Origin of the sequence: Membranihabitans marinus (assembly GCF_021729155.1) — a bacterium.
GTDB lineage: Bacteria > Bacteroidota > Bacteroidia > Chitinophagales > Saprospiraceae > Membranihabitans > Membranihabitans marinus.
Genome location: NZ_JAJQYA010000020.1, coordinates 51,570 through 72,596, shown reverse-complemented (window position 1 = coordinate 72,596; position 21,027 = coordinate 51,570). Strand labels below are relative to the sequence as shown.

Sequence of the window (21,027 nt, the reverse complement as noted above, 5' to 3'; positions counted from 1 at the left end):
TTATGATTACCTACCTTAGTCAATTGACCATCTGTTGGATGATTGTGTACATAGCCTACCACTTGTTCTTAAAGCGGGAGACCTTCTTTAAGTACAATCGTTGGTATCTACTTTCCGGTCTTATTCTGGGCATTGTTATTCCCTTAATCGATTGGTCCACATTGTTTCAGCACAAAGCTGAAAGTTTAACCACCATATATTTAGCTCCTGTCAATTACCAAATTGAAAGTTGGGACATTGCGACTAGGGAAACGCAGATGACTTGGTGGCAAATAACCCTCTTAGCTATATACGGACTAGGGGTGTTGGTAACCAGCATTAAACTATTCAAAGGCATACACGAAATTTACGCTCTGCGAAAAGGGGCCAAAATATCGTCTACCAATGGCCACCAACTTGTCCTAACTCAACAACTCCACATGCCTTTTTCTTTTCTCAACGCCATTTATTGGACTGAATTTTTGTATGAATCCAGCAATCACAAAGAACGCATTATGGCACATGAGATTAAACATGTCTCCTCTTGGCACTCCGTCGATATATTATTTATTGAGCTGCTATGTATTGTTTTTTGGTTTCATCCCATGGTTTTTTTATACCGCAAGGAAATTAAAGAAGTTCATGAATACGAGGCCGATGAAGCCGCCTGCTTATTGGGCAGCAAGAAAGAATACGGCCAACTACTACTAAATCAAGCACAATCCAACCTACAGCTATCCCTAGCCAATCACTTTATTTATTCACAATTAAAAAACAGATTCAAAATGATGACTCGTAAACCTTCCAATCAAAAAGCGATGTTAAAGTATCTCGTCGCCATTCCAATCTTCGCATTTGCGGCCTTGCTATTTTCATTTACTCAAGGCCAGTTACAAACACCAGTGCAACCGAACATGGCTGTTGACTCTATCCCTCCCCTCCCTTTAATTGGGGAAAAAATTATGAGTAGAGGTGGGGAATACGTCATTCAACCCACTGACATCCTCTATGTCAATGGTCAACGAATAGGTCAAATCACCAACGAATTAATGCAAGAATACAGCAAAAAAGGACCTTGGCGATATTATGGCACGAAAGCTAAAGATGCTAAAGCTGCATTTGGAACCGATATCACTACTGGATTAGTCATATTATCTCGTCCCATTAAAGAAATCGAATTAACAGAAGCAGAAAAAGCAGATACTAAATTAAAAGGAGAAGTATTTAAAATTGTCGAACAGATGCCTATGTTTCCGGGATGTGAAGATATTGATCTCTTAGATAGAAAACGATGTGCCGATACAAAAATGTTGGATTTTCTGTATAACAACCTTAAATACCCCAGTGAGGCCAAAGACAAAAATATCACTGGCAACGCTGTTATAAGCTTTGTTGTAGAAACTGATGGCAGCCTTTCTACTTTTAAGGCCATTCGAGATCCTGGTGCTGGACTAGCTGATGAAGCCATACGAGTGGCAAAATTAATGAATAACTTAGACCAAAATTGGACGCCGGGATTACAAAGAGGCAATAAGGTAAGGGTGCAGTTTCTATTGCCCGTAAAGTTTAGCCTTGAAGACGAAGAATCCGACAACCAAGAAGACCAGATCGCTGTATATATTGATGGACAGCGCCACAAAGTAGCCCCTTCCAGCGAAATAGACGACATTATACATGCAGATCAAATCGAGTCCATTTCCGTATTTAAAGATCCTGCTACCTTGGCTAAATACGGAGAGAAAAATGTAGACGGCATGGTTTTTATAAACACCAAATCCGCCGCAAATACGGAAAGTAGTAACTTTCCTTATCTAGCGGAATGCAGTGATTTATCAACGGCTAGTGCAAAACGGATTTGTTCTGAAAAAAAATTAATCAATTTAATCTTAAGAGATGTCCGTTATCCGAAAACGGCTATTGAAAACAACATTCACGGCACCGTAGTGGCGACATTTACTGTAAAAAAGAATCGTGAAATAAGCGAGGTAACCATCATAAGAGATCCAGGTGCTGGTCTGGGAGATGAAGTGGCTAGAACAATAGAATCCGTCATGGAATCCGGTGAATGGAACCACAATATAATCAGCGACCTTCCAGAAGACTTGACATTAACCATACCAGTAAAATTTCAAATCGAGGGATTGCCCCCCAAACCATCTCAAAATAGAAGCCTAATGGTCAATCCCATCCAAGAATTGGTTGTGGTTAGCTATCCTCAAGATAATAAATCTTCGACCACGTTGAAAAATCAAATCAATCCAAATGCAAAACCATTGGTTGTAGTGGACGGTAAAACCAAAAATATTGAGAACAAGGCCTTTGAACCCAATGATGTTTCTCCGGATCAAATTCAATCCATCAATGTTCTTAAGGGACAAAATGCGATTGACAAATACGGTTCCATAGCCAAAGACGGCGCCATTGAGATCACGACTAAAAACCTAGTGAATGAAGCTGAAAAACCAATTCTAGAATTAGACGACTTACAGATTTACCCTAATCCAAGTACGGTAGAACTCAATGTCCAATTTAAAACCGTGGAACCCGGTGAATACCAGATCAAATTACTGGATATTCAAGGTAAGGTTCTACAAACAAGAGAAGAAACTATCTCTAACCAAGCTAATATCCACCTCGATCTAAGCGGCATAAAGGCTGGTAATTATTACTTAATCATTGAGCACGAAAATCAAAGATTATCAAAAATGTTTGTAAAACAATAATATGGAGCTAAAAGTCAAAAGGAGAATATCATTCCTGATTTCTCCTTTTGAAAAACAATATACTTAAAAACAGATTCATCTCAAATATATCATTTTTTTTTAAAACTTTCATACTAAATACTTTTAAGGCATTCTAGATCCATGATTTGGCATCTAGAATGCTTTTGTTTTAGGGGGGGTTAGTGATTGAATCTACATGAAATGCACTTGGAACTACTTACCGATACTTCCTTTTGGTCGCTTCTCGCTGCTTCTGACGATCCAATACCAACTTGGCCAAACCAGCACCTATAGCACTCCCTTGACTCTGCTGCAAGACCAACTTTATTTTCTCCTCATCGACATCCAACCGATACAATGTGCTAAAAAGCAAATCCGTATTCTCGTCCAGCATCTGATTAATCTTGACTGTGAGATATTGCAAGACTTCCATCTCAGAAATGTCTTCGCCTTCCTTCTCCGGCAAAAATGCATTTGGGATCAACTGCTTATCCATGGGCTTGATATTCTTCTACAAATTGTAATATTTCGTCAACGTACTTTCGATTATTACTCAATCTCGGCACTTTAACTTGAGCACCCTGTCTCTTTTTGAACTTTAACCAAGCTTCAAATGCTCCCTGAGGCAAAACATGAATCTGTAATTCCTCCAAAGCTAGATTCCCCCCCCGCTTAGCCATATAATCGGAATTGACGGCTTGCAACTCCTTGTCTAATCTCGTGGCGAACATGGCAATATTTACCGGCGCTTGATCAAATTCAATTAACCAATCATGGCGCCCCATTTCTCGCTCATTCAAATACTTGGGCGCAACGGTATAATCTTTAATAGTACAATTCATCATCGCACAGGCTGCACTAATGGCCGCATCGGTATTGTGAACCATAACTTCCTCCCCAAAGGCATTGATAAACTGCTTGGTCCGACCTACGATCCTAAAAGTATAAGGTCGATCATGGGTTATCTGAATTGTATCCCCGATTTGATACCTCCACAATCCCGAATTCGTTGAAATGACCAATGCATAGTTTTCACCTATTACAACATCAGCCAATGTCAACAATCGCGGTTGTGGACTATCCAAATCCTCTAGCGGTATAAACTCATAAAACACTCCATTGTCCAAAAGCAAGAGTAAATCTTTCTCATCGGGTCGATACTGAGTGCCAAAATAACCTTCTGAAGCATTGTACACTTCCTGAAAAATGAAGTCTTCCCTGGGAATAAGGGTTTGAAATTGGCTGCGGTAAGGCTCAAAATTAACGCCTCCATGAATATAAGTTCTCAGTTTGGGCCATACCTGCAACATGTGGTCCGCTCCAGTCTTTTCCAATATTTTTCTAAACAAAACCAAATTCCATGTAGGGACGCCTCCTATAGATACAATTTCTTTATCTTGAATGGTCGATTCTGCCGTAAGTTCCAACTTTTGTTCCCAATCCTCCATAATGGCCACCTTGACATCTGGCATATAAAACGGCCGACCGATTAACGGCATATTGGCAATCATAATCGCCGACACATCGCCGATAATGGTTTCTGGATGAGGTTTGAAATGAGACAAAGAGCCTCCGAGAATTAAACTCTTCTTCTCAAAAAGCTGAACATCAGGATTGTTCTGGTACATAATAGCCAAGGTATCCCAAGATCCCTTTTTATGACAAGTATCAAAATTTTCTGTAGTTACGGGTAAATACTTAGATTGGTCATTGGTGGTTCCACTGGATTTTGAAAACCATTGTACCCTACCTGGCCATAAAATATCCCGTTCTCCATGCATCATCTTTTGGATATAGGGCTTTAAGTCATCGTAGTCAGAAAGCGGTAATTTTTTCTGAAAGTCTTCAATGGATTTAATATCAGTAAAACCATAGAGCCTCCCCCACTCAGTATAAGCAGCGGTCTCTACCATATTCATTAACAATTGGAATTGAGTCTGCAGTGGTCGTTCGATGGCTTGCTGTAAGCTGCCATACTTTGACTTTAAGAACAACTTTAAGGTTTTATTTATTAGACTCTTCATTTTTTATCCCACATCGTTCATCAATATTAATAAAAGTTTTGAAACCGAATGCTATTCAACACTATTTTACATCGCCACTTTTACATTTAATACTTCTTGCAAAAATTTAGCCGTTTTGGATTCACTCACTTTGGCCACCTCCTCAGGACTACCTGAAGCCACAACCTGTCCACCGTATTTCCCCCCTTCCGGGCCAATATCTATTACATAATCTGCGGTCTTCACCACATCTAAATTATGCTCTATAATGATAAAAGTATTTCCCTTATCTATTAATTTTTTAATAACTTCTAGTAGACGAGCTATATCTTGAAAATGCAATCCCGTCGTAGGTTCATCCAAGATATAGAGGGTCTGTCCCGTATCGCGTTTTGACAATTCTTCTGCCAATTTTACTCTTTGTGCCTCCCCTCCAGAAAGCGTTGTCGCAGACTGTCCCAATGAAATATAACCCAAGCCTACATCCTTTATCGTCTTGAGCTTTTTATGAATTCTGGGAATGGCTTCAAAAAACTCGACAGCCTCATCCACCGTCATATCGAGCACATCACTGATATTTTTCCCTTTAAATAATACTTCTAAGGTCTCGCGGTTAAATCGCTTGCCAAAGCAAGTAGGACATTCCACATAAACATTGGGTATAAAATTCATTTCAATCTCTTTCATCCCAGCTCCCTTGCAATCCTCACATCGTCCCCCTTTTACATTAAAAGAGAATCTGCCGATCTTATAACCTCTAATCTTGGCCTCGGGAATATCGGCGTATAATTTTCGAATGTCAGTAAACACCTTGGTATAAGTAGCTGGATTAGATCGAGGCGTTCGCCCTATAGGAGATTGATCAATATCGACGACCTTGTCTATTAAATCTATGCCTTCAATACTTTCAAATGGAAGTGGCTCTTGCAAACTTCGATAAAAATGCTTTCTGAGAATAGGATACAAGGTTTCATTGATCAAACTCGACTTACCACTTCCAGACACCCCTGTCACGCAAGTCAAGGTATTGAGGGGAATGGATATCGATACATTCTTTAAATTATGCCCTGTAGCTCCTGTCAATGTAATAAAATTGCCATTGCCCTTCCTCCTGACTTCTGGCACAGGAATAGATTCCTTCCCAGACAGATAATGCCCGGTCATACTTTCCTCAGAATTCATCACTTCTTGAGGACTTCCCGCAGCCACAATCTCACCTCCCAATTTACCGGCTCCCGGTCCTATATCGATAAGATAATCTGAGGCCATCATAATATCTTCGTCGTGTTCTACCACAATAACCGTATTGTCGGTGGAAACCAAATTTTTGAGAGCATGAATAAGTCGATGATTGTCTCTTTGATGCAATCCAATGGAGGGCTCATCCATGATATAGGTAATCCCCGTCAATTGAGAACCAATTTGATTGGCCAATCGAGTTCGTTGAGACTCTCCTCCAGAAAGGGATTTAGCCGGTCGATTTAGGGACAGATAATTCAATCCCACATCCAGAAGAAAATGCAATCTAGTGTTGATTTCCTTAAGGACTTCACTTCCTATCAAAGTCTGTTTATTGGACAACTTTGCGGGCAATTCATCCAACCATTCCGCCAATTCATCTAAATCGAAATTGGCGACTTCCCCTATGTGTTTTTCTGCAATTTTAAAATGCAAAGAGTCTTTCTTGAGTCTATATCCATGACATTCACTACAGTCATTCAAACTCATAAACTCCTCTGCCCACTTCCTTATTTTTTCTGAACTGGTATCAGAATACCACCTTTCCAACATTTTAATCAGCCCTTCAGATGCCAGTGAAAATTCAGAAAAGTTGTTTTGAGTCAAGCCCAATTCAACATCATCTCCCCCGCCATTTAAGATAATATCCATGGCCTGTTGGGGAATATCGTTAATAGGGCTGCCCAGAGTAAATTTGTATTTTTTGGCGATGGCTTTTAGTTGCTCATAGGTTTTATTCTCTCTTCGTTCACCAAAAGGCACAATTCCTCCCTTGCTGATGGACATCTCATAATCGGGAATCACTTTGTCCAAATCCACCTCATTTAAATAACCCAATCCATTGCATTTGGGGCAAGCGCCATAGGGTGAATTAAATGAAAATGTATTGGGGGAAGGGTCTTCATACGAGATCCCACTCTCTATATCCATCAACTCTTTACTAAAGCTGTGCACCTTATCTTCGTCCATATTGTATACATAGACCAATCCCTCACCGATTTCAAAGGCAGTGGATATAGACTTGCCCATTCGATCTCTTCTATCTTCAGTTACTTTTAGACGATCGACCACTACTTCGATATCGTGTATTTTGTATCGTTCCACCTTTAGCCCCTTGATCAAGTCCACCATTTCACCATCGATACGCACCTTGGTAAAACCCTGTTTTCGTATTTGGTCAAATAGTTCTCTATAATGTCCTTTTCGCCCGCGCACCACAGGAGCCAAGATCATAATCTTCTGGTCTAATTGATCGGCAAACATTTTTTCGATGATCTGCTCTTCAGTAAATTGCTGCATTTTCATGCCCGACTTCCAAGAATAAGCTTCTCCGATACGAGCATACAAGAGTCGAAAAAGATCATACAATTCTGTAATTGTCCCCACCGTCGATCGAGGATTCCATCCACTGGTTTTTTGTTCAATGGATATTACCGGACTCAATCCCGTAATTTGATCGACATCGGGTCGCTCCATCTTCCCTATAAATTGACGCGCATAGATCCCAAAAGTCTCCATATATCGTCGCTGTCCCTCAGCATACAAGGTGTCAAATGCCAGAGAGGATTTTCCACTTCCACTAATCCCCGTGATGACCACCAATTGATTGCGCGGTATGGTTACATCAATATCTTGCAGATTATTCTCCCTTGCGCCTACTACTTTTATTACTTCTAGATCTTTCAATATATATAGTTTAGCATGGTGATGCATTTAAATTTGCTTTAACGGCAATTCCACATAGCCTATAAACACATGGAATATAAAAACTTATACCAAATGAATTCATAATTGACGGTTATATTTCGAATTATTTGAAGTTATACTTCGTTTAAAATACTCGCCGTAGCTACGGCTATGCCTGTGTTTTTAGCCTCGTCAAACTTCAAATACTTTCAAAATCTTTACCGTCATTATAAAATGCATTTGGTATTAGAGTTAAAGCAGTCAATATTTTTTCTCAATTCAAAGAAAAAAGACAAAAATACGAGAATAGATTGACATATAATGAATTTGTTGAAACCAATGCGAATCTGCAGTGTTCCAACCCGTTTTTTCCATCTATACAAACCGAAATTTATTCGATTGCTTCTCCCAGGGATTCCAATCGAGCTAAGCTGGTCCATGCCGTATCAAATCGGTTGACATCGTTGGCCAATATTGGTCCTGGATTACTTCGTCCATTGTGAATAACGGTCAACAATTCACGATACAACTCCCCCACTAATTGAGGATGATCTTCGACAAGGTTTTCTGATTCATCGGCATCTTCTGCTAAATTATACAATTGTAAAGGAGGCATTTCGGCGGCTTCTTTGGAGTTGGGCCGGGGAAATGACCATCCGCCAGAACCGGGAGCAGCAATCAATTTCCAGTCTCCTTTGCGAATCGCAAAACTGCCATTTATCGAAGAGTGAATGGTTTGTTCTCTATCAAATGTCGACATGGATTCATCTGTGAGCAAGGCCATCATGCTGTAACTATCTTCACCTTCATTTTGACCGAGTTTTTCACCGATAAGATCGGCACAAGTGGCCATAAAATCGGTGGTACAGATGGTTTCATCACTGATAGATCCCGCCTTCACTTTTGCAGGCCATTGAACAATAAAGGGTACGCGATGCCCCCCTTCAAACAAATCGGCTTTATGGCCACGATAGATATAACTGGGATGGTGTCCGTACTCGGCCAAGACATTGAATTTAGCCATTGGCGAACACCCATTGTCAGAAGTAAACACCACCATGGTATTGTCTGCTATTCCCAAATCCTCTAATTGTTGAAGCATTTTGCCCATATAATCGTCAATCATCATCACAAAATCGGCATAGGGATTGATCTGGCTTTTGCCCTGCCAATCCTCAGTAGGCAAAATCGGCGTATGAGGAGATGGCAAAGCCAAATAGAGAAAAAAGGGCTGGTCTTCTGCTTGTTTATTTTCAATATACTCCTGAGTTTTCATAAAAAAATGTGGAGTTACTTCTTCCATGATAAAATCGGCAGCCCTCCTCCCTTCTCTATAAAATTTATAAGAGGATTCTTTCTCAATGTGGAGATTGGGTATTTGGGTTGCCATTCCATTTTCCACATATACATAAGGTTCCATATCCAATGAAGCAATATGTCCATAGGAATAGTCAAACCCCACTTCTCTAGGTCCATTGGTAATGGGTTTTGCAAAATCGATCTCGCCTTCACTGTCTTTGGCCCATTTCCACCCCAAATGCCATTTCCCAATAAAGGCAGTTTGATATTCTGCCTTCTTCAATAACTTAGGCAAAGTCAACCGCTGTTGGGATATTATTGCAGAATCCAGTCCATAAAGTACTCCGCTTTTCAATACTGAACGCCAGTTGTACCTCCCCGTCAATATCCCATAACGCGTCGGGGTACACACGGACGAAGAAGTATGGGCATCGGTAAACATCATACCTGCTGCAGACATTTTATCCAAATACGGGGTTGGGATTTTCGATTCGGGATTAAAAGCACCTACATCACCATATCCCAAATCATCGGCCAAAACATAAATGATATTCGGTAATTTTTCTTCTTCATTATTCGTTTGACACTGGCTACATAAAACTGCTATGCCACAAAAAAGTCCGATCTTAATTATATTAATCACTCCCATTCTCCTGTAATTATTCTGTTGGATTATACAATGAGGTTAATATAATGATATTCATTCAGAAAAATTACCTATACTTAGCTACCAATGATTTCTAAATTAGTATTTTCTTTGGCCCATTGATTTAGATAAATACTATCCAAACCGGTATTCCAAACATAAACCTTTTTAAGACTTTCGATTTTTTTCACCCAATCTACACCTTTAGAGCTAATGGCATTGCCGTAAAGATTGAGAATCTCCAACCTAGGCAAATCCTTTAAATTAGCGAGACCAGCATCTGAAATAGCTGCATTGCTTATATTGAGGTTGGTCAAATTGCGCAGTTGACCGACGATTGCCAAATCATCATCAGACAAAGCAGTATTTCCCAAATCCAATTTAACAATATGGTCTTTGGCATGGAGAAGGGACTGAATAGTCCCATCGACAATTTTTTTATTTAAAGTCACTTCAATGTAGGGGTTGCCATCAAACAATGGTCTAACCACATATCCAGCGTCAACGAGATTAGCCATAGATTCCTCGGACAATGCCTCTATTAATTCATTGATGTAAAAGGGCTGGGGTCTAACATCTCTTTCATAGTCATGCTGCAAGATATACACAATATCTTCGGGCAACTCCCCTCCTCCGACAGTCATCTCAACATCTGCACCTTCAGCGATCCACCATTCAATGATTTGGACTTGGTGATATGATAGCGCTTCACCTTTGGGCGGCATAAATTTGGAACTGGACATAGGTAGGGTGACTCGATGAAACAAACTACTCTTTCTCGGTTGAAAGGGAACTACAGCCAGATCCTCATCCCCTCCCAACATGGTGGTTTCGTATTGTGACAAATCCAATCCTCCTTTGGCCTTTTCGGCATTGTGACAAGATTGGCATTTATCCTGTAACATCGGCTGTATTAGGTGATGGTATATATTGATAGAATCAGGGTGTTGGGGCAAAACTGCAACTTCTTCCTCCCCTTCATTCAACATTACTTTTTTGATAAATGCTGGGGCATGCTCTAATAAATAATCTTTGCCATGAGTGAGATTCCCCCCCAAATGCCCAGTAATGGTAACCAAAACGAAGATTGAGAGCAAACAAGCTCGAACAACCACTATTGGAAAAACCAATATTTTAGTCTTCAGTAAAAATCCCAAGACAGCGACCACAACTACGGCCACGCCCATCCATCGGTGCCAATCCAAGGCTGCTTCATCATAACCACCAGAACGAGCCAACATCCATCCCGAGCCCACGGCCAACAATGCAGAAATAGCGCCAATCAACAGGGAAATAGCCACGGATTGAGAGAGAAAATGATACCGTTCTTTGAACTGCAACGACAAAAACTCCAACAACAAAGCCAACAATAAAAACCCAATGGGCAAATGAACTAAAACAGGATGAAAGCGTCCTAAAAATATATCCATTGTCAATTTTTTATGATAATATATCGTGTACTACTTTGCCGTGCACATCGGTCAATCTAAATCTTCTTCCCTGGTATTTAAAATTTAATTTTTCGTGATCAATTCCAAACAAATGCAAGAGTGTAGCCTGAAAATCATGGACATGCACAGGGTTGGTGTTCACATTATAACTAAATTCATCGGTATCTCCATAAACCATACCCTTTTTCACACCAGCTCCAGCCATCCACATCGTAAAACAACCAGGATGGTGATCCCTTCCATAGTTGGTTGCCGTTAATCGTCCCTGTGAAAAACTCGTTCTACCAAATTCCCCACCCCAGACTACCAAGGTATCTTCCAACAATCCACGTTGTTTGAGGTCTTTAATCAAAGCAGCGGTCGCTCTATCCGTGCCCAAGGCCTGCTTGCGAATCCCCCCAGGCAAGTTACCGTGTTGATCCCAGCCCATATGATACAATTGTATAAACTTGACATCGCGTTCGGCCATTCTTCGAGCCAACAAACAATTGGCCGCGTAGGTACCAGGCACCTTGGAATCTGGCCCATACATATCGTAGATATAATCAGGTTCTCCAGATACATCGACGGCTTCCGGCACCGAGGTCTGCATTCTATAGGCCATTTCATATTGATTGATTTTGGAATTGATCTCGGGATCGTTCCACATACTGTACTGCTGCTTATTCATCTCTTGGATATAGTCCAATGCTCTTCGGCGATCATCACCGTGAACCCCATAGGGATTACTGAGATACAACACGGGATCCTTGCCAGATCTAAATTGAACTCCCTGGTGATGTGAAGGCAAAAATCCATTGCCCCAAGCCGCCGAACTCAGGGGTTGCGCTCCCCCTCCTTTGGAAATCAATACAATAAAATGAGGGAGATTTTCATTGTCACTCCCCAATCCATAACTCATCCAAGACCCGATAGAAGGACGTCCACTTTGCTGTGATCCCGTCTGCATAAACATCACCGCAGGCTCGTGATTGATGGCTTCGGTATACATCGACTTGATAATACATAGCTCATCAACTACTTCCGCAGTATGGGGAAACAATTCGCTGACCCAGGCTCCAGATTCTCCATATTGTTTAAAATCGAAGATGGATTTTACCAATGGAAAAGATGATTGTCCGGACACCATACCGGAATTCCGTTGGGTCCCTTTGATGGAAGGCGGTATTTCTTTGCCGTGCCATTTGGCCAAGGACGGTTTGTAATCAAAGGTTTCTATTTGAGAAGGGCCTCCACTTTGAAACAGGTAAATTATGCGCTTGGCCTTTGCGGGAAAATGCCCATTGCCCAATATTTGGTTATTCCTCGATTGAGCCTGAAGTGGATTGAACATAGCGGACAAAGCCATGCCACCAAAACCCAAACCTGCCTTTTTCAAGAAATCTCTTCGCTTATGTTGATTTAAAATTTTCTTTACTTCTTCCATTTTGTTTTATTTTCTTGTATACCCTTCATCGGTATTCATGATCGAATGAGCTATAGTTGCGAGAGCAGCCAATTGATTGGCGTCCAAATCAGAATCGATTCTATATTCCCCAACCGTCAAATAATCGTCCCTATCCTTGGGATTTTCTTTAAATCGTTGAATTTCTTCCTCTAAAAACCGGGACAAGAGATTTTCTTCGACTGATATGGGCCGACGTCCAGTTATCGATCTAAATATTTGCTGAATCTGCTCCACAGTATCATTGGGATATTCTTCCAAGACCGAAGCCGCCAGAGCTCTATTGGCTTCCACATATTGAGGGTCGTTCAGCAATACCAATGCCTGCAATGGAGTACTGGTAGTCTGTCGTCTTACCTTGCACTCGCCCCGTTCAGGGGCATCAAATATCAACATCGATGGCGGTGGTGCCGTCCTCTTCCAGATGGTATACAGACTGCGTCGATACAATCCTTCTCCTGGTTCTTGAAGATATTGATACCTCCAAGACTTATTACTCAATTCATCCCAGAGTCCTGCAGGCTGATAGGGATAAGTGCTTTCGCCGCCAATCCGTTCTACCAATAGCCCACTGCTGGCCAATGCATTGTCGCGTATCATTTCTGCTGGCAATCTAAATCGACTCCCTCTAGCGAGGTAAATGTTTTCGGGATCTTTTTCCAAACCTTCTTGGCTTACATTAGATGCGAGTTGGTAAACCTCAGACATTACAATTTCTTTTTGCAACTTCTTCACATCCCAACCCAATTCCACAAAACGCACTGCGAGATAATCCAACAATTCCGGATGACTAGGCAATTTGCCTTGATTTCCAAAGTCCTCAGATGTTTCTACGATACCTTTACCAAAAAACATTTGCCACAATCGATTGACGTATACTCGGGAAGTCAACGGGTGATTGGGGTCGAAGAGCCACTGGGTTAAGCCCAATCTATTTTTGGGCAATGATGAATCATATGGATACACAGCCTCAGGCACACCGGGCTCTACTTCCTCTGCGTGCTGATCGAAAACACCCCTATCCAAGACATAAGTCGGTCTGGGTTCTGGCAAATCACCTAAAACCATAATTTCCGACACCTCATTGAGGACTTCATTTTCTTTGCGTCGTTCATCCCTTAGACGTTGTTTAATCTCTCCAACATCTTCAGCCTTGACATTCCAATAATAATCCTTTACATAGCTTACTTTTTCACCATCAGATAAGGATTTCAAATAAGCCATGGTTTCATTTTCATCGTGGGCACATCTCACTTCCATAGCAGACAATGCCTCATTATATACTTTTACTTCATCGATTCCACCGTGCAACAGTGGTAAAATATGAGGTCTATTTCCTAGGGTAATCCCCTTAAACCCATAGGTATGAATATCGGGCTGAAACAAAATCCCCTTGTACAGATTGTCTTCAATAGTTTTGGTCTCCATTGGCTTACCATCCAAATACAATTGTACTCCTCTCGCCTTACTCCCCCCATCATAGGTCACGGTAATATGATGCCATTTTTTGGGCATCAGGGCTTCTAAAGTTTCCAACACAATGGCATTCTGAGGAAAGGAATGAGCCATAATAAATTGCAATCGATTGTCTTTCAAAAACATGGAATATCCTTTCAATCCCAATCGCAAATCTTCACAGTGATAGATCACGCCGACTTCTTCATACACGGTATCTGGATACAACCAATAATCCAATGTAAAGGGCTCAGTCCGTTCAAACCACCCTACTTTGTCACCTAGTGAAACGGTGTTAAATTCATTGACAAAAAAGGCATTGCCCTTTACTCCCGGACGAAATATAGGGTCAGAAACAGTTCCAGAGCGGGAAGCCACCAAGTCATTATTGAGAGAAAATGTACCATTACTGGATTTTTGATACCCGTCTAGTGGATAGTGATCCGTCAATGAACGACTTATGTTTCGTTTTACCTCATTTAATAACTGGTCGTCATTCTTGGATCCAAGCCATTGACTGATTTTTTCATCGGATTTTTCACGAACTTGTTTTAATTCACCCTCCAACTTAGAAGTTTCCTGGTGCAAAAAAGCAATCAAGCTATCTTGTGTTTCATCCGTCAACAACAGTGCAGGTCCTGGCGTTTGATCCGGTCCATAGGCAGGTGAACCTACTTCATGGGTGCTATTAAACATCCCAAACATTTTGTAATAGTCTTTTTGGCTGATTTCATCGTATTTGTGATCATGACAGCGCGCACATTGAACCGATAAGCCCATGATTCCGGTACTGAGAGTTTGCACCCTATCCGCAACATACTCCACTCTAAATTCTTCAAAATCGATACCAGCTTCGGTATTTCTCTTATGTAATCTATTGAAAGCCGTCGCGAGAATACTTTCTTTATGAGAATCCGGTATTAAATCGCCAGCCAATTGCCAGGTAACAAACTCATTGTAGGGCATATTGCTATTGTATGCGTGTATGACCCAATCTCTCCAAGGAGAAAAACTGCGATGCTTATCATCCAAATAGCCATCGCTGTCAGCATATCGAGCCACATCCATCCAGATAGCAGCCATGCGCTCACCGTAAGCTGGACGGGCCAACAAACGATCGACTAAAGTTTCATAGGCCTCTGGATCGTCATCAGCTAAAAACTCATCCACTTCCTCCAAGCTAGGAGGCAGACCTGTGAGATCAAATGAAAGTCGTCGAATCAATGTTTCTTTGTCTGCCCGAGGATTGGGCTGTAATCCTTGGGAATACCATTCTTGCTGCACGAGATAATCTATCGTACTGGTTTCCGATGGACAATCCTCTATATCCGGCATCGACGGGGGAATAAATGACCAATGATCTTTGTACTCTGCGCCTTGCTCTATCCAACGAGACAAAATAGCCTTTTCTCGATCCGTCAATACTAAATTGGAATTTGGTGGTGGCATCATCACTTCCTCATCATCAGAAATTATTCGATGAAACAATTCGCTTTTGGAAAGTTTTCCCGGAACGATGGCATATCGATCTCCGTGATCACCCAATGCGCTGTATGCGGATTCTGCAATATCCAATCTCAAGTCGCCTTTTAGTCCATCTAAATCCGGTCCGTGGCACGAAAAGCATTTATCGGAAAGTATGGGTTTGACATCGTAGTTGAAATCGATATTATCTGGTATATCGACACTAGCCTCTACCAATTCTTCCGGCAATGGAGATTTACATCCCTGTAGCCCAAGAAGAAAAACCATAGCAAAACCCATCCCCTTTTTCAACATATTTCCCATTTTAAAGTGTATCTATATATATTCCCATCCCTTGATCGATTCAGACAAAATCAAATCTCAGTTAATATTTACTTTTGCCAAATTAACAATAATGATGTAAAACACATACCTTTACTTCTGACAAAAATTGACTTATTTACCGCTTTATTAACCGTTAATAAACGTTTATAACATCGACATAAGACATTAATAGTCAGCTTATACCCACTATGCAATGATAGAAAAAGAAAAATATACGGAATTGGTCGAAAGGATAATTGAAAGTCCTTCTTTTGGTCATTCCAACACTTACGCCAACCTATTGCGATACTTGGTTGATGCCTCTTTAGAAGGTGAAATCCCAAAAGAAGTTACTATTGCCAGTCAGATATTTGGCATTCAAGATATCAGATCCGACAACACAAAAGTGAGGGTATATATTTACAATTTGCGCAAAAAAATAAAGAAATATTACGAAACTGAAGGCACAGAAGAAACCATAAAATTGACTATTCCCACTGGGGGATATGCCGTACTTTTCGAAGAAAACAAAGATGATGAAAAGCCTTTAAAATCTTTCAAGCAAAGAAAAGTAGTAGGCAGTGTCATAGGTTTGTTGGCATTAATAGCGATTACTATATACTACCAAAAATCAAATTCGTCATCAGAGAATACCTCCTACCCCATTTGGACTTCATTTTTTGCTTCCAACAAACAAAATGCATTGGTTATCGGGGATTTATTTATCTATAAAGAATTGGATAGTGCCACTCAAACTGAACGCACCATTAGAGATGTAGATATCAATTCGGCCAGCGAATTTCTCGCCGTTCGCAAAACCAATCAGAACACCCTGCCCTATTCATTTCTAATTAGAGGCTCTGTGGAATGGGTCAAGAGCATTACCCACTTATTTAGGGAATTCAACGAATATTTTAGTATTAAATTTATGACTGAGCTCAATCCCAAGGACCTTCAAGACCAAAATATAGTCTACGTTGGAATGTTGAAGAATGCAGGATTTTTCCGCAACTACTTCAACAATAGTCGATTTTCTTACAATGAAGCAGAATCCCCGAGCACCATATACTATCTCGACGACGATGACAAAACCCATGCATACAGCCCCATAGGTAAGGCAGAAGAATATCATACAGATTACGGTTTTGTAGCCAAATTTCCCGGTCCCAACAACAATGAAATCCTTTTATTGGGTGGGATTTGGGATACTGGTGCTTCTCAGAGTCTTAAGAATTTCACAGACGAAAAACTAATGCGTGAAATTGAAGCTGGATTGATTGAAAAATTTGGATACATCCCTCCCTATTTTGAGATATTGTTTGAAGTCAACGGCATTAACCGGACCCAACTCAATACCAAAATGCTACACGCCCATGTAATTGAGGAAAGCCAATCGGTGTGGGACGTCCACGAATAAGATGGGAACTTACCTTAGAGTATTGTACCAAATGTGAGATAGAATCTTGAAGTAAATATTATAAAATTCCACAATTCTTTTCGATAAACCTAGACCTTGGTATTTCCCAAATATACAAATGATGGCATATTCACTAGTTGCAACAAAAATTCGATACTAAATTCAGGAGCGAGGTATTGCCTAATTTTATTTACATAAAACTGCAATATTAAAATAGAAACACAATGGAACACCAACGATATCATTACAGAAAACCAATTCTCTAAAACAATTTAACCAATTGACATACTGGCGCAGTCCATACAAAAGGAAGAACTGGGATAAACAATATATTAAATATTTGGCAACAAGGTGTAAATGAAAATATTTACTGTAATTTTAGAAAATACATTAAACACTGAAACGCTAATCTTATGTTGAATCTACTTATACCTGTAATTATCCTCGTAGGTCTCATTCTTTTTGGGATTTCCATCTACAACAAATTAGTGCGCAATCGCAATATGATGGAGGAGGGGTTTAGTGGTGTCGATGTTCAATTAAAAAAACGTCACGACCTCATTCCCAACCTTGTAAATACTGTAAAGGGATACGCCAGCCATGAATCAGAGACTTTAGAAAAAGTAATGGCAGCTAGAGCTCAAGCCATGCAGGGAGGATCTGCTCAGCCCAATAACCTCAGCGATGCAATGGCCCAAGAAAATATGCTAAGTGCAGCGTTGGGTAAATTAATGGTCGTTGTTGAAAACTACCCCGACCTCAAGGCCGACGCTAATTTCAGAGAATTGCAAACTCAACTTTCTGCCATTGAAGGCGATATTGAAAAATCAAGAAGGTATTACAATGCCACTGTGAGAGACTACAATATTAGCGTTGAATCATTTCCATCAGCCTTAGTCGCCAATTGGGGTGGATTTAAAAAAGGAGAATTCTTTGAATTAGAAGACCACAATGAACGATCAAATCCAACCGTCACATTTTAAACTATGCGCTACCTTATATTTTACATCTTAATTGGTCTTTCCTGGCAGCTAACTGCCCAAGAAGAAATTCTCTCATACGATGTAGACATACTTATAGGCACAAAAAACAATATTGAAGTAACGGAAAAAATTACCATCAGATCTGAGGGTAATGAAATTAGGCGGGGGATTTATAGAAATTTTCCCATTAGTCGCCCCAATGCCAATAATGTATCTGAGCCTACTCCTATTCGGATTCAAAGCATTAAAAAAGATGGAAAATCAGAGCCATTTCACACCGAAAAAAATGGCCAAGAGCTCAAAGTCTACATTGGAGACAAAGATGTCTTGCTAGACCCTGGAGTGTACACTTATGAAATATCGTATAAATCTGAAAACCAAATATCATTTTTTGAGGAATACGACGAATTGTATTGGAATGTTATAGGCCATTTTTGGCTCTTCCCCATCAATCAGTATTCGGCGACCATCCATCTGCCATCGGGAGCCACATTTCTACAAGGCAGTTGTTATACCGGCAGTGCTGGGTCTACTGACGACCAATGTAGTCTGACCACTGGATCTGATAACTCAACCGTAATTTTGAAGAGCAAACAGGGATTAACGCCATTTGAAGGCGCAACCTTCGCCGTGGCCTGGCCTAAGGGATTTGTTACCGATGAATTCAAAACCCAATCGGTATTTTCATCATTGAATATTGGATTATTTATTCTTTCATTGGCGCTATTTTCATTATTCGCCTATCGATGGTGGCAAAAGGTAGGCCAAGATCCTGCTGAAAGAGCTATTGTTCCCCGATGGGATCCACCTGCTGACCTCAGCCCATCAGCCATGAATTATATTCTCAATCATCATATAAACAACGACAGTATCTCAGCTACATTAGTAAGTGCTGCCGTAAAGGGAAGCATAAAAATCGAAAATCACAAAAAGAAATTCACCTTTACTAAAGTCTCCGATGACATTGAATTATTCCCAGAAGAAGCGGCCTTTGTCGATCGGCTGTTTATAAGAAGTCAAGTATATACTTTAAAAAAAGGAAATTATTCAAGGTATCAATCAGCCCTAAGTAATTTCCAATCCACCCTCAAGAGTCAAAATCCGCTCAAAGATTACTATCGATACAATTGGAAATACATTATAATAGCCTGTTTACTACTAGCTATTATGGTGAGTATATGTTTTAGTTTTCAAACCAATTTAATGGTCAAAAACAGGTTGTTTGCGTTTTTTTTTACTTTTTTATTTGCCTTTATCGCCTATATCATTACCAGTATTCCCTACTTAATTCGCAAATGGTATAAGTGGCTTATTATCCTACCGATGACCTTAATTGTCGTCGTTGTCTTTACTGGATTTGTCACAAGTGTACCTTATCATATAACCAATTCAATGACGGTGGGAATCCTCTTTGGAATTTCCTCTATCGTCTTAGGTGTATATCAATTATTAATCGTTGCACCCACCGAAAAAGGTCAGAAAACCACAGCAGAAATAAAAGGTTTTAAGCTATATCTCGAAAAATCAGAAAAAGCATTGCTCGAGTTTTTTACCCCACCAGAACAAACACCAGAACTTTTTGAAAAATACCTTCCCTATGCCATCGCACTTGGGGTCGAGAATAAATGGGCCAAGAAATTTAAAGATGTTTTGGCCAAAGCCATTGAGAACAATACCTATCACCCTGTTTGGTATAGTGGCAATATCAATCAAATACATAACATCAGCAGTCAGTTTAGTTCAGCCGTATCGACAGCAGCTCCCAAATCCTCAAGTGGCAGTGGAGGTGGTGGATTCTCCGGTGGCGGAGGCGGCGGTGGTGGCGGCGGTGGCTGGTAATTGTCTCCGACATGGAACGAGATATTACCAATAAATTCTGCCGACGTAGAGACGCAATGCATTGCATCTCTACAATAAATCGAAAGATAACCGAGTAAAATACGAAGTACTGAAGGTAGTAAATCTACCTTCAACGAGGGCACCACGCCCCCCGTGTCGTGGGTGGGTGAGCTTATCAATTATAAACGTAATTCGTATTAATCGCATTGACGAGGTTGATGCGACTATACACATTTGGATAGAGAATGACGCGTCCTAAAAAAAGCTTACTGTTTTAATTAATAATCCTGTATTAGATTGACTAGTTGATTTTAATCCTATTACTAATTTATAGATCGCTTATAATCAATAGAGATCTACTTTTAAAAAAAATTGGTTTTACAACTCTGCGTTTTTCAGCTTAGGAAGTTCTTAATCGTATTGACGAGGTTGATGCGACTATACACATTTGGATAGAAAATAATGCTTTACATCCACCCCCTAACCCCCGCCGGCGGGGGACATAAGATGTCTTTAATACTTTATATCAAACAAGTAAGCGAAATAGCCTGTTCAACTTTTGAAATCTTTTTTCCAGACTATTCAACAAACATTTGTGGATGTTTTAAATGAATAATTTGAATTGCCCTTCTCAAAGCATAATGATGGAGTTGAAACAAGAACAAACTATTGATATCGATCAAACTATTTTGGGAACCGCTCGCTTACAGAGCTGAAGAGCCACACCCCAAGGATCTTTTAACATTACCAATCGACTTCCATCTGCCAATACATCATCACTTATCTCTGTTGCACCGGCATTTAACAATCGTTCTTTGTCGGCACTCGGATCATCAGATACAAAAGCCAAATGTACTGTTAGAGGATTTAACTCATTAAAATCGAGAATATCAGCATCAGTCCTTCGATACACCTCCACCATTACTTGACCACTATCATCCATTAAAAAATGCATGTATGGAGGACTATCCATAGACGATTGCACAGATAATCCCAAATGGGCTACGTACCACTGAACTAATGCCAATGGCTCAGGTACATTTAAAGCAAAGTGTTCTATTTTCATTAACCTATA

The 21,027-nt window shown here is 40.4% G+C and carries 12 protein-coding genes; 4 read left to right on the top strand and 8 right to left on the bottom strand.

The features are described 5' to 3' along the window. The first annotated feature begins 2 nt into the window (after positions 1-2). Positions 3-2,702 (top strand): energy transducer TonB, encoded by a 2,700-nt coding sequence (locus LVD51_RS12955; protein ID WP_236971804.1) that lies wholly within the window; start codon positions 3-5, stop codon positions 2,700-2,702. A 217-nt stretch (positions 2,703-2,919) separates the two neighbouring features. Here LVD51_RS12955 and LVD51_RS12950 read toward each other — a convergent pair whose 3' ends face one another. From LVD51_RS12950 to LVD51_RS12920, 7 genes are all read right to left on the bottom strand, one after another. After that, positions 2,920-3,198 (bottom strand): hypothetical protein, encoded by a 279-nt coding sequence (locus tag LVD51_RS12950; RefSeq protein ID WP_236971803.1) that lies wholly within the window; start codon positions 3,196-3,198, stop codon positions 2,920-2,922. After that, entirely contained in the window at positions 3,191-4,726 is a 1,536-nt protein-coding gene (locus LVD51_RS12945) for a GH3 auxin-responsive promoter family protein (RefSeq protein WP_236971802.1), read from the bottom strand. The genes LVD51_RS12950 and LVD51_RS12945 overlap by 8 nt, the downstream gene beginning before the upstream one ends. Positions 4,727-4,792: 66 nt before the next feature. Next, positions 4,793-7,657 (bottom strand): excinuclease ABC subunit UvrA, encoded by a 2,865-nt coding sequence (gene uvrA / locus LVD51_RS12940; protein ID WP_394803172.1) that lies wholly within the window; start codon positions 7,655-7,657, stop codon positions 4,793-4,795. Between the two features lie 364 nt (positions 7,658-8,021). Then, positions 8,022-9,578, bottom strand: coding sequence for a sulfatase family protein (locus LVD51_RS12935; protein WP_236971800.1), 1,557 nt, complete (start codon positions 9,576-9,578; stop codon positions 8,022-8,024). Positions 9,579-9,652: 74 nt separating this feature from the next. Then, positions 9,653-11,005, bottom strand: coding sequence for a c-type cytochrome domain-containing protein (locus LVD51_RS12930; RefSeq protein ID WP_236971799.1), 1,353 nt, complete (start codon positions 11,003-11,005; stop codon positions 9,653-9,655). Between the two features lie 10 nt (positions 11,006-11,015). Continuing rightward, a complete protein-coding gene (locus LVD51_RS12925) occupies positions 11,016-12,452 on the bottom strand; it encodes a DUF1501 domain-containing protein (protein ID WP_236971798.1) in 1,437 nt (478 codons plus the stop codon). Positions 12,453-12,458: 6 nt separating this feature from the next. Next, a complete protein-coding gene (locus LVD51_RS12920; RefSeq protein WP_236971797.1) occupies positions 12,459-15,704 on the bottom strand; it encodes a DUF1553 domain-containing protein in 3,246 nt (1,081 codons plus the stop codon). A gap of 223 nt (positions 15,705-15,927) precedes the next feature. Here LVD51_RS12920 and LVD51_RS12915 point away from each other — a divergent pair, with 223 nt between their 5' ends. The 3 genes from LVD51_RS12915 to LVD51_RS12905 all read left to right on the top strand — a co-directional run bounded on the left by LVD51_RS12915 (position 15,928) and on the right by LVD51_RS12905 (position 19,952). After that, a complete protein-coding gene (locus tag LVD51_RS12915; RefSeq protein WP_236971796.1) occupies positions 15,928-17,130 on the top strand; it encodes a helix-turn-helix domain-containing protein in 1,203 nt (400 codons plus the stop codon). 413 nt (positions 17,131-17,543) lie between these two features. Beyond that, entirely contained in the window at positions 17,544-18,113 is a 570-nt protein-coding gene (locus LVD51_RS12910; protein ID WP_236971795.1) for a LemA family protein, read from the top strand. A 3-nt stretch (positions 18,114-18,116) separates the two neighbouring features. Beyond that, positions 18,117-19,952, top strand: a complete 1,836-nt coding sequence (locus tag LVD51_RS12905) for a DUF2207 domain-containing protein (protein ID WP_262912778.1) — start codon at positions 18,117-18,119, stop codon at positions 19,950-19,952. A gap of 679 nt (positions 19,953-20,631) precedes the next feature. Here LVD51_RS12905 and LVD51_RS12895 read toward each other — a convergent pair. Then, entirely contained in the window at positions 20,632-21,018 is a 387-nt protein-coding gene (locus LVD51_RS12895; protein WP_236971794.1) for a VOC family protein, read from the bottom strand. Positions 21,019-21,027: the final 9 nt, after the last annotated feature.

Coding starts and splice junctions, on each gene's coding strand:
- LVD51_RS12955 (WP_236971804.1), top strand. CDS start 3: ATGATTACCTACCTTAGTCAATTGACCATCTGTTGGATGATTGTGTAC.
- LVD51_RS12950 (WP_236971803.1), bottom strand. CDS start 3,198: ATGGATAAGCAGTTGATCCCAAATGCATTTTTGCCGGAGAAGGAAGGC.
- LVD51_RS12945 (WP_236971802.1), bottom strand. CDS start 4,726: ATGAAGAGTCTAATAAATAAAACCTTAAAGTTGTTCTTAAAGTCAAAG.
- uvrA (WP_394803172.1), bottom strand. CDS start 7,657: ATGCATCACCATGCTAAACTATATATATTGAAAGATCTAGAAGTAATA.
- LVD51_RS12935 (WP_236971800.1), bottom strand. CDS start 9,578: ATGGGAGTGATTAATATAATTAAGATCGGACTTTTTTGTGGCATAGCA.
- LVD51_RS12930 (WP_236971799.1), bottom strand. CDS start 11,005: ATGGATATATTTTTAGGACGCTTTCATCCTGTTTTAGTTCATTTGCCC.
- LVD51_RS12925 (WP_236971798.1), bottom strand. CDS start 12,452: ATGGAAGAAGTAAAGAAAATTTTAAATCAACATAAGCGAAGAGATTTC.
- LVD51_RS12920 (WP_236971797.1), bottom strand. CDS start 15,704: ATGTTGAAAAAGGGGATGGGTTTTGCTATGGTTTTTCTTCTTGGGCTA.
- LVD51_RS12915 (WP_236971796.1), top strand. CDS start 15,928: ATGATAGAAAAAGAAAAATATACGGAATTGGTCGAAAGGATAATTGAA.
- LVD51_RS12910 (WP_236971795.1), top strand. CDS start 17,544: ATGTTGAATCTACTTATACCTGTAATTATCCTCGTAGGTCTCATTCTT.
- LVD51_RS12905 (WP_262912778.1), top strand. CDS start 18,117: ATGCGCTACCTTATATTTTACATCTTAATTGGTCTTTCCTGGCAGCTA.
- LVD51_RS12895 (WP_236971794.1), bottom strand. CDS start 21,018: ATGAAAATAGAACACTTTGCTTTAAATGTACCTGAGCCATTGGCATTA.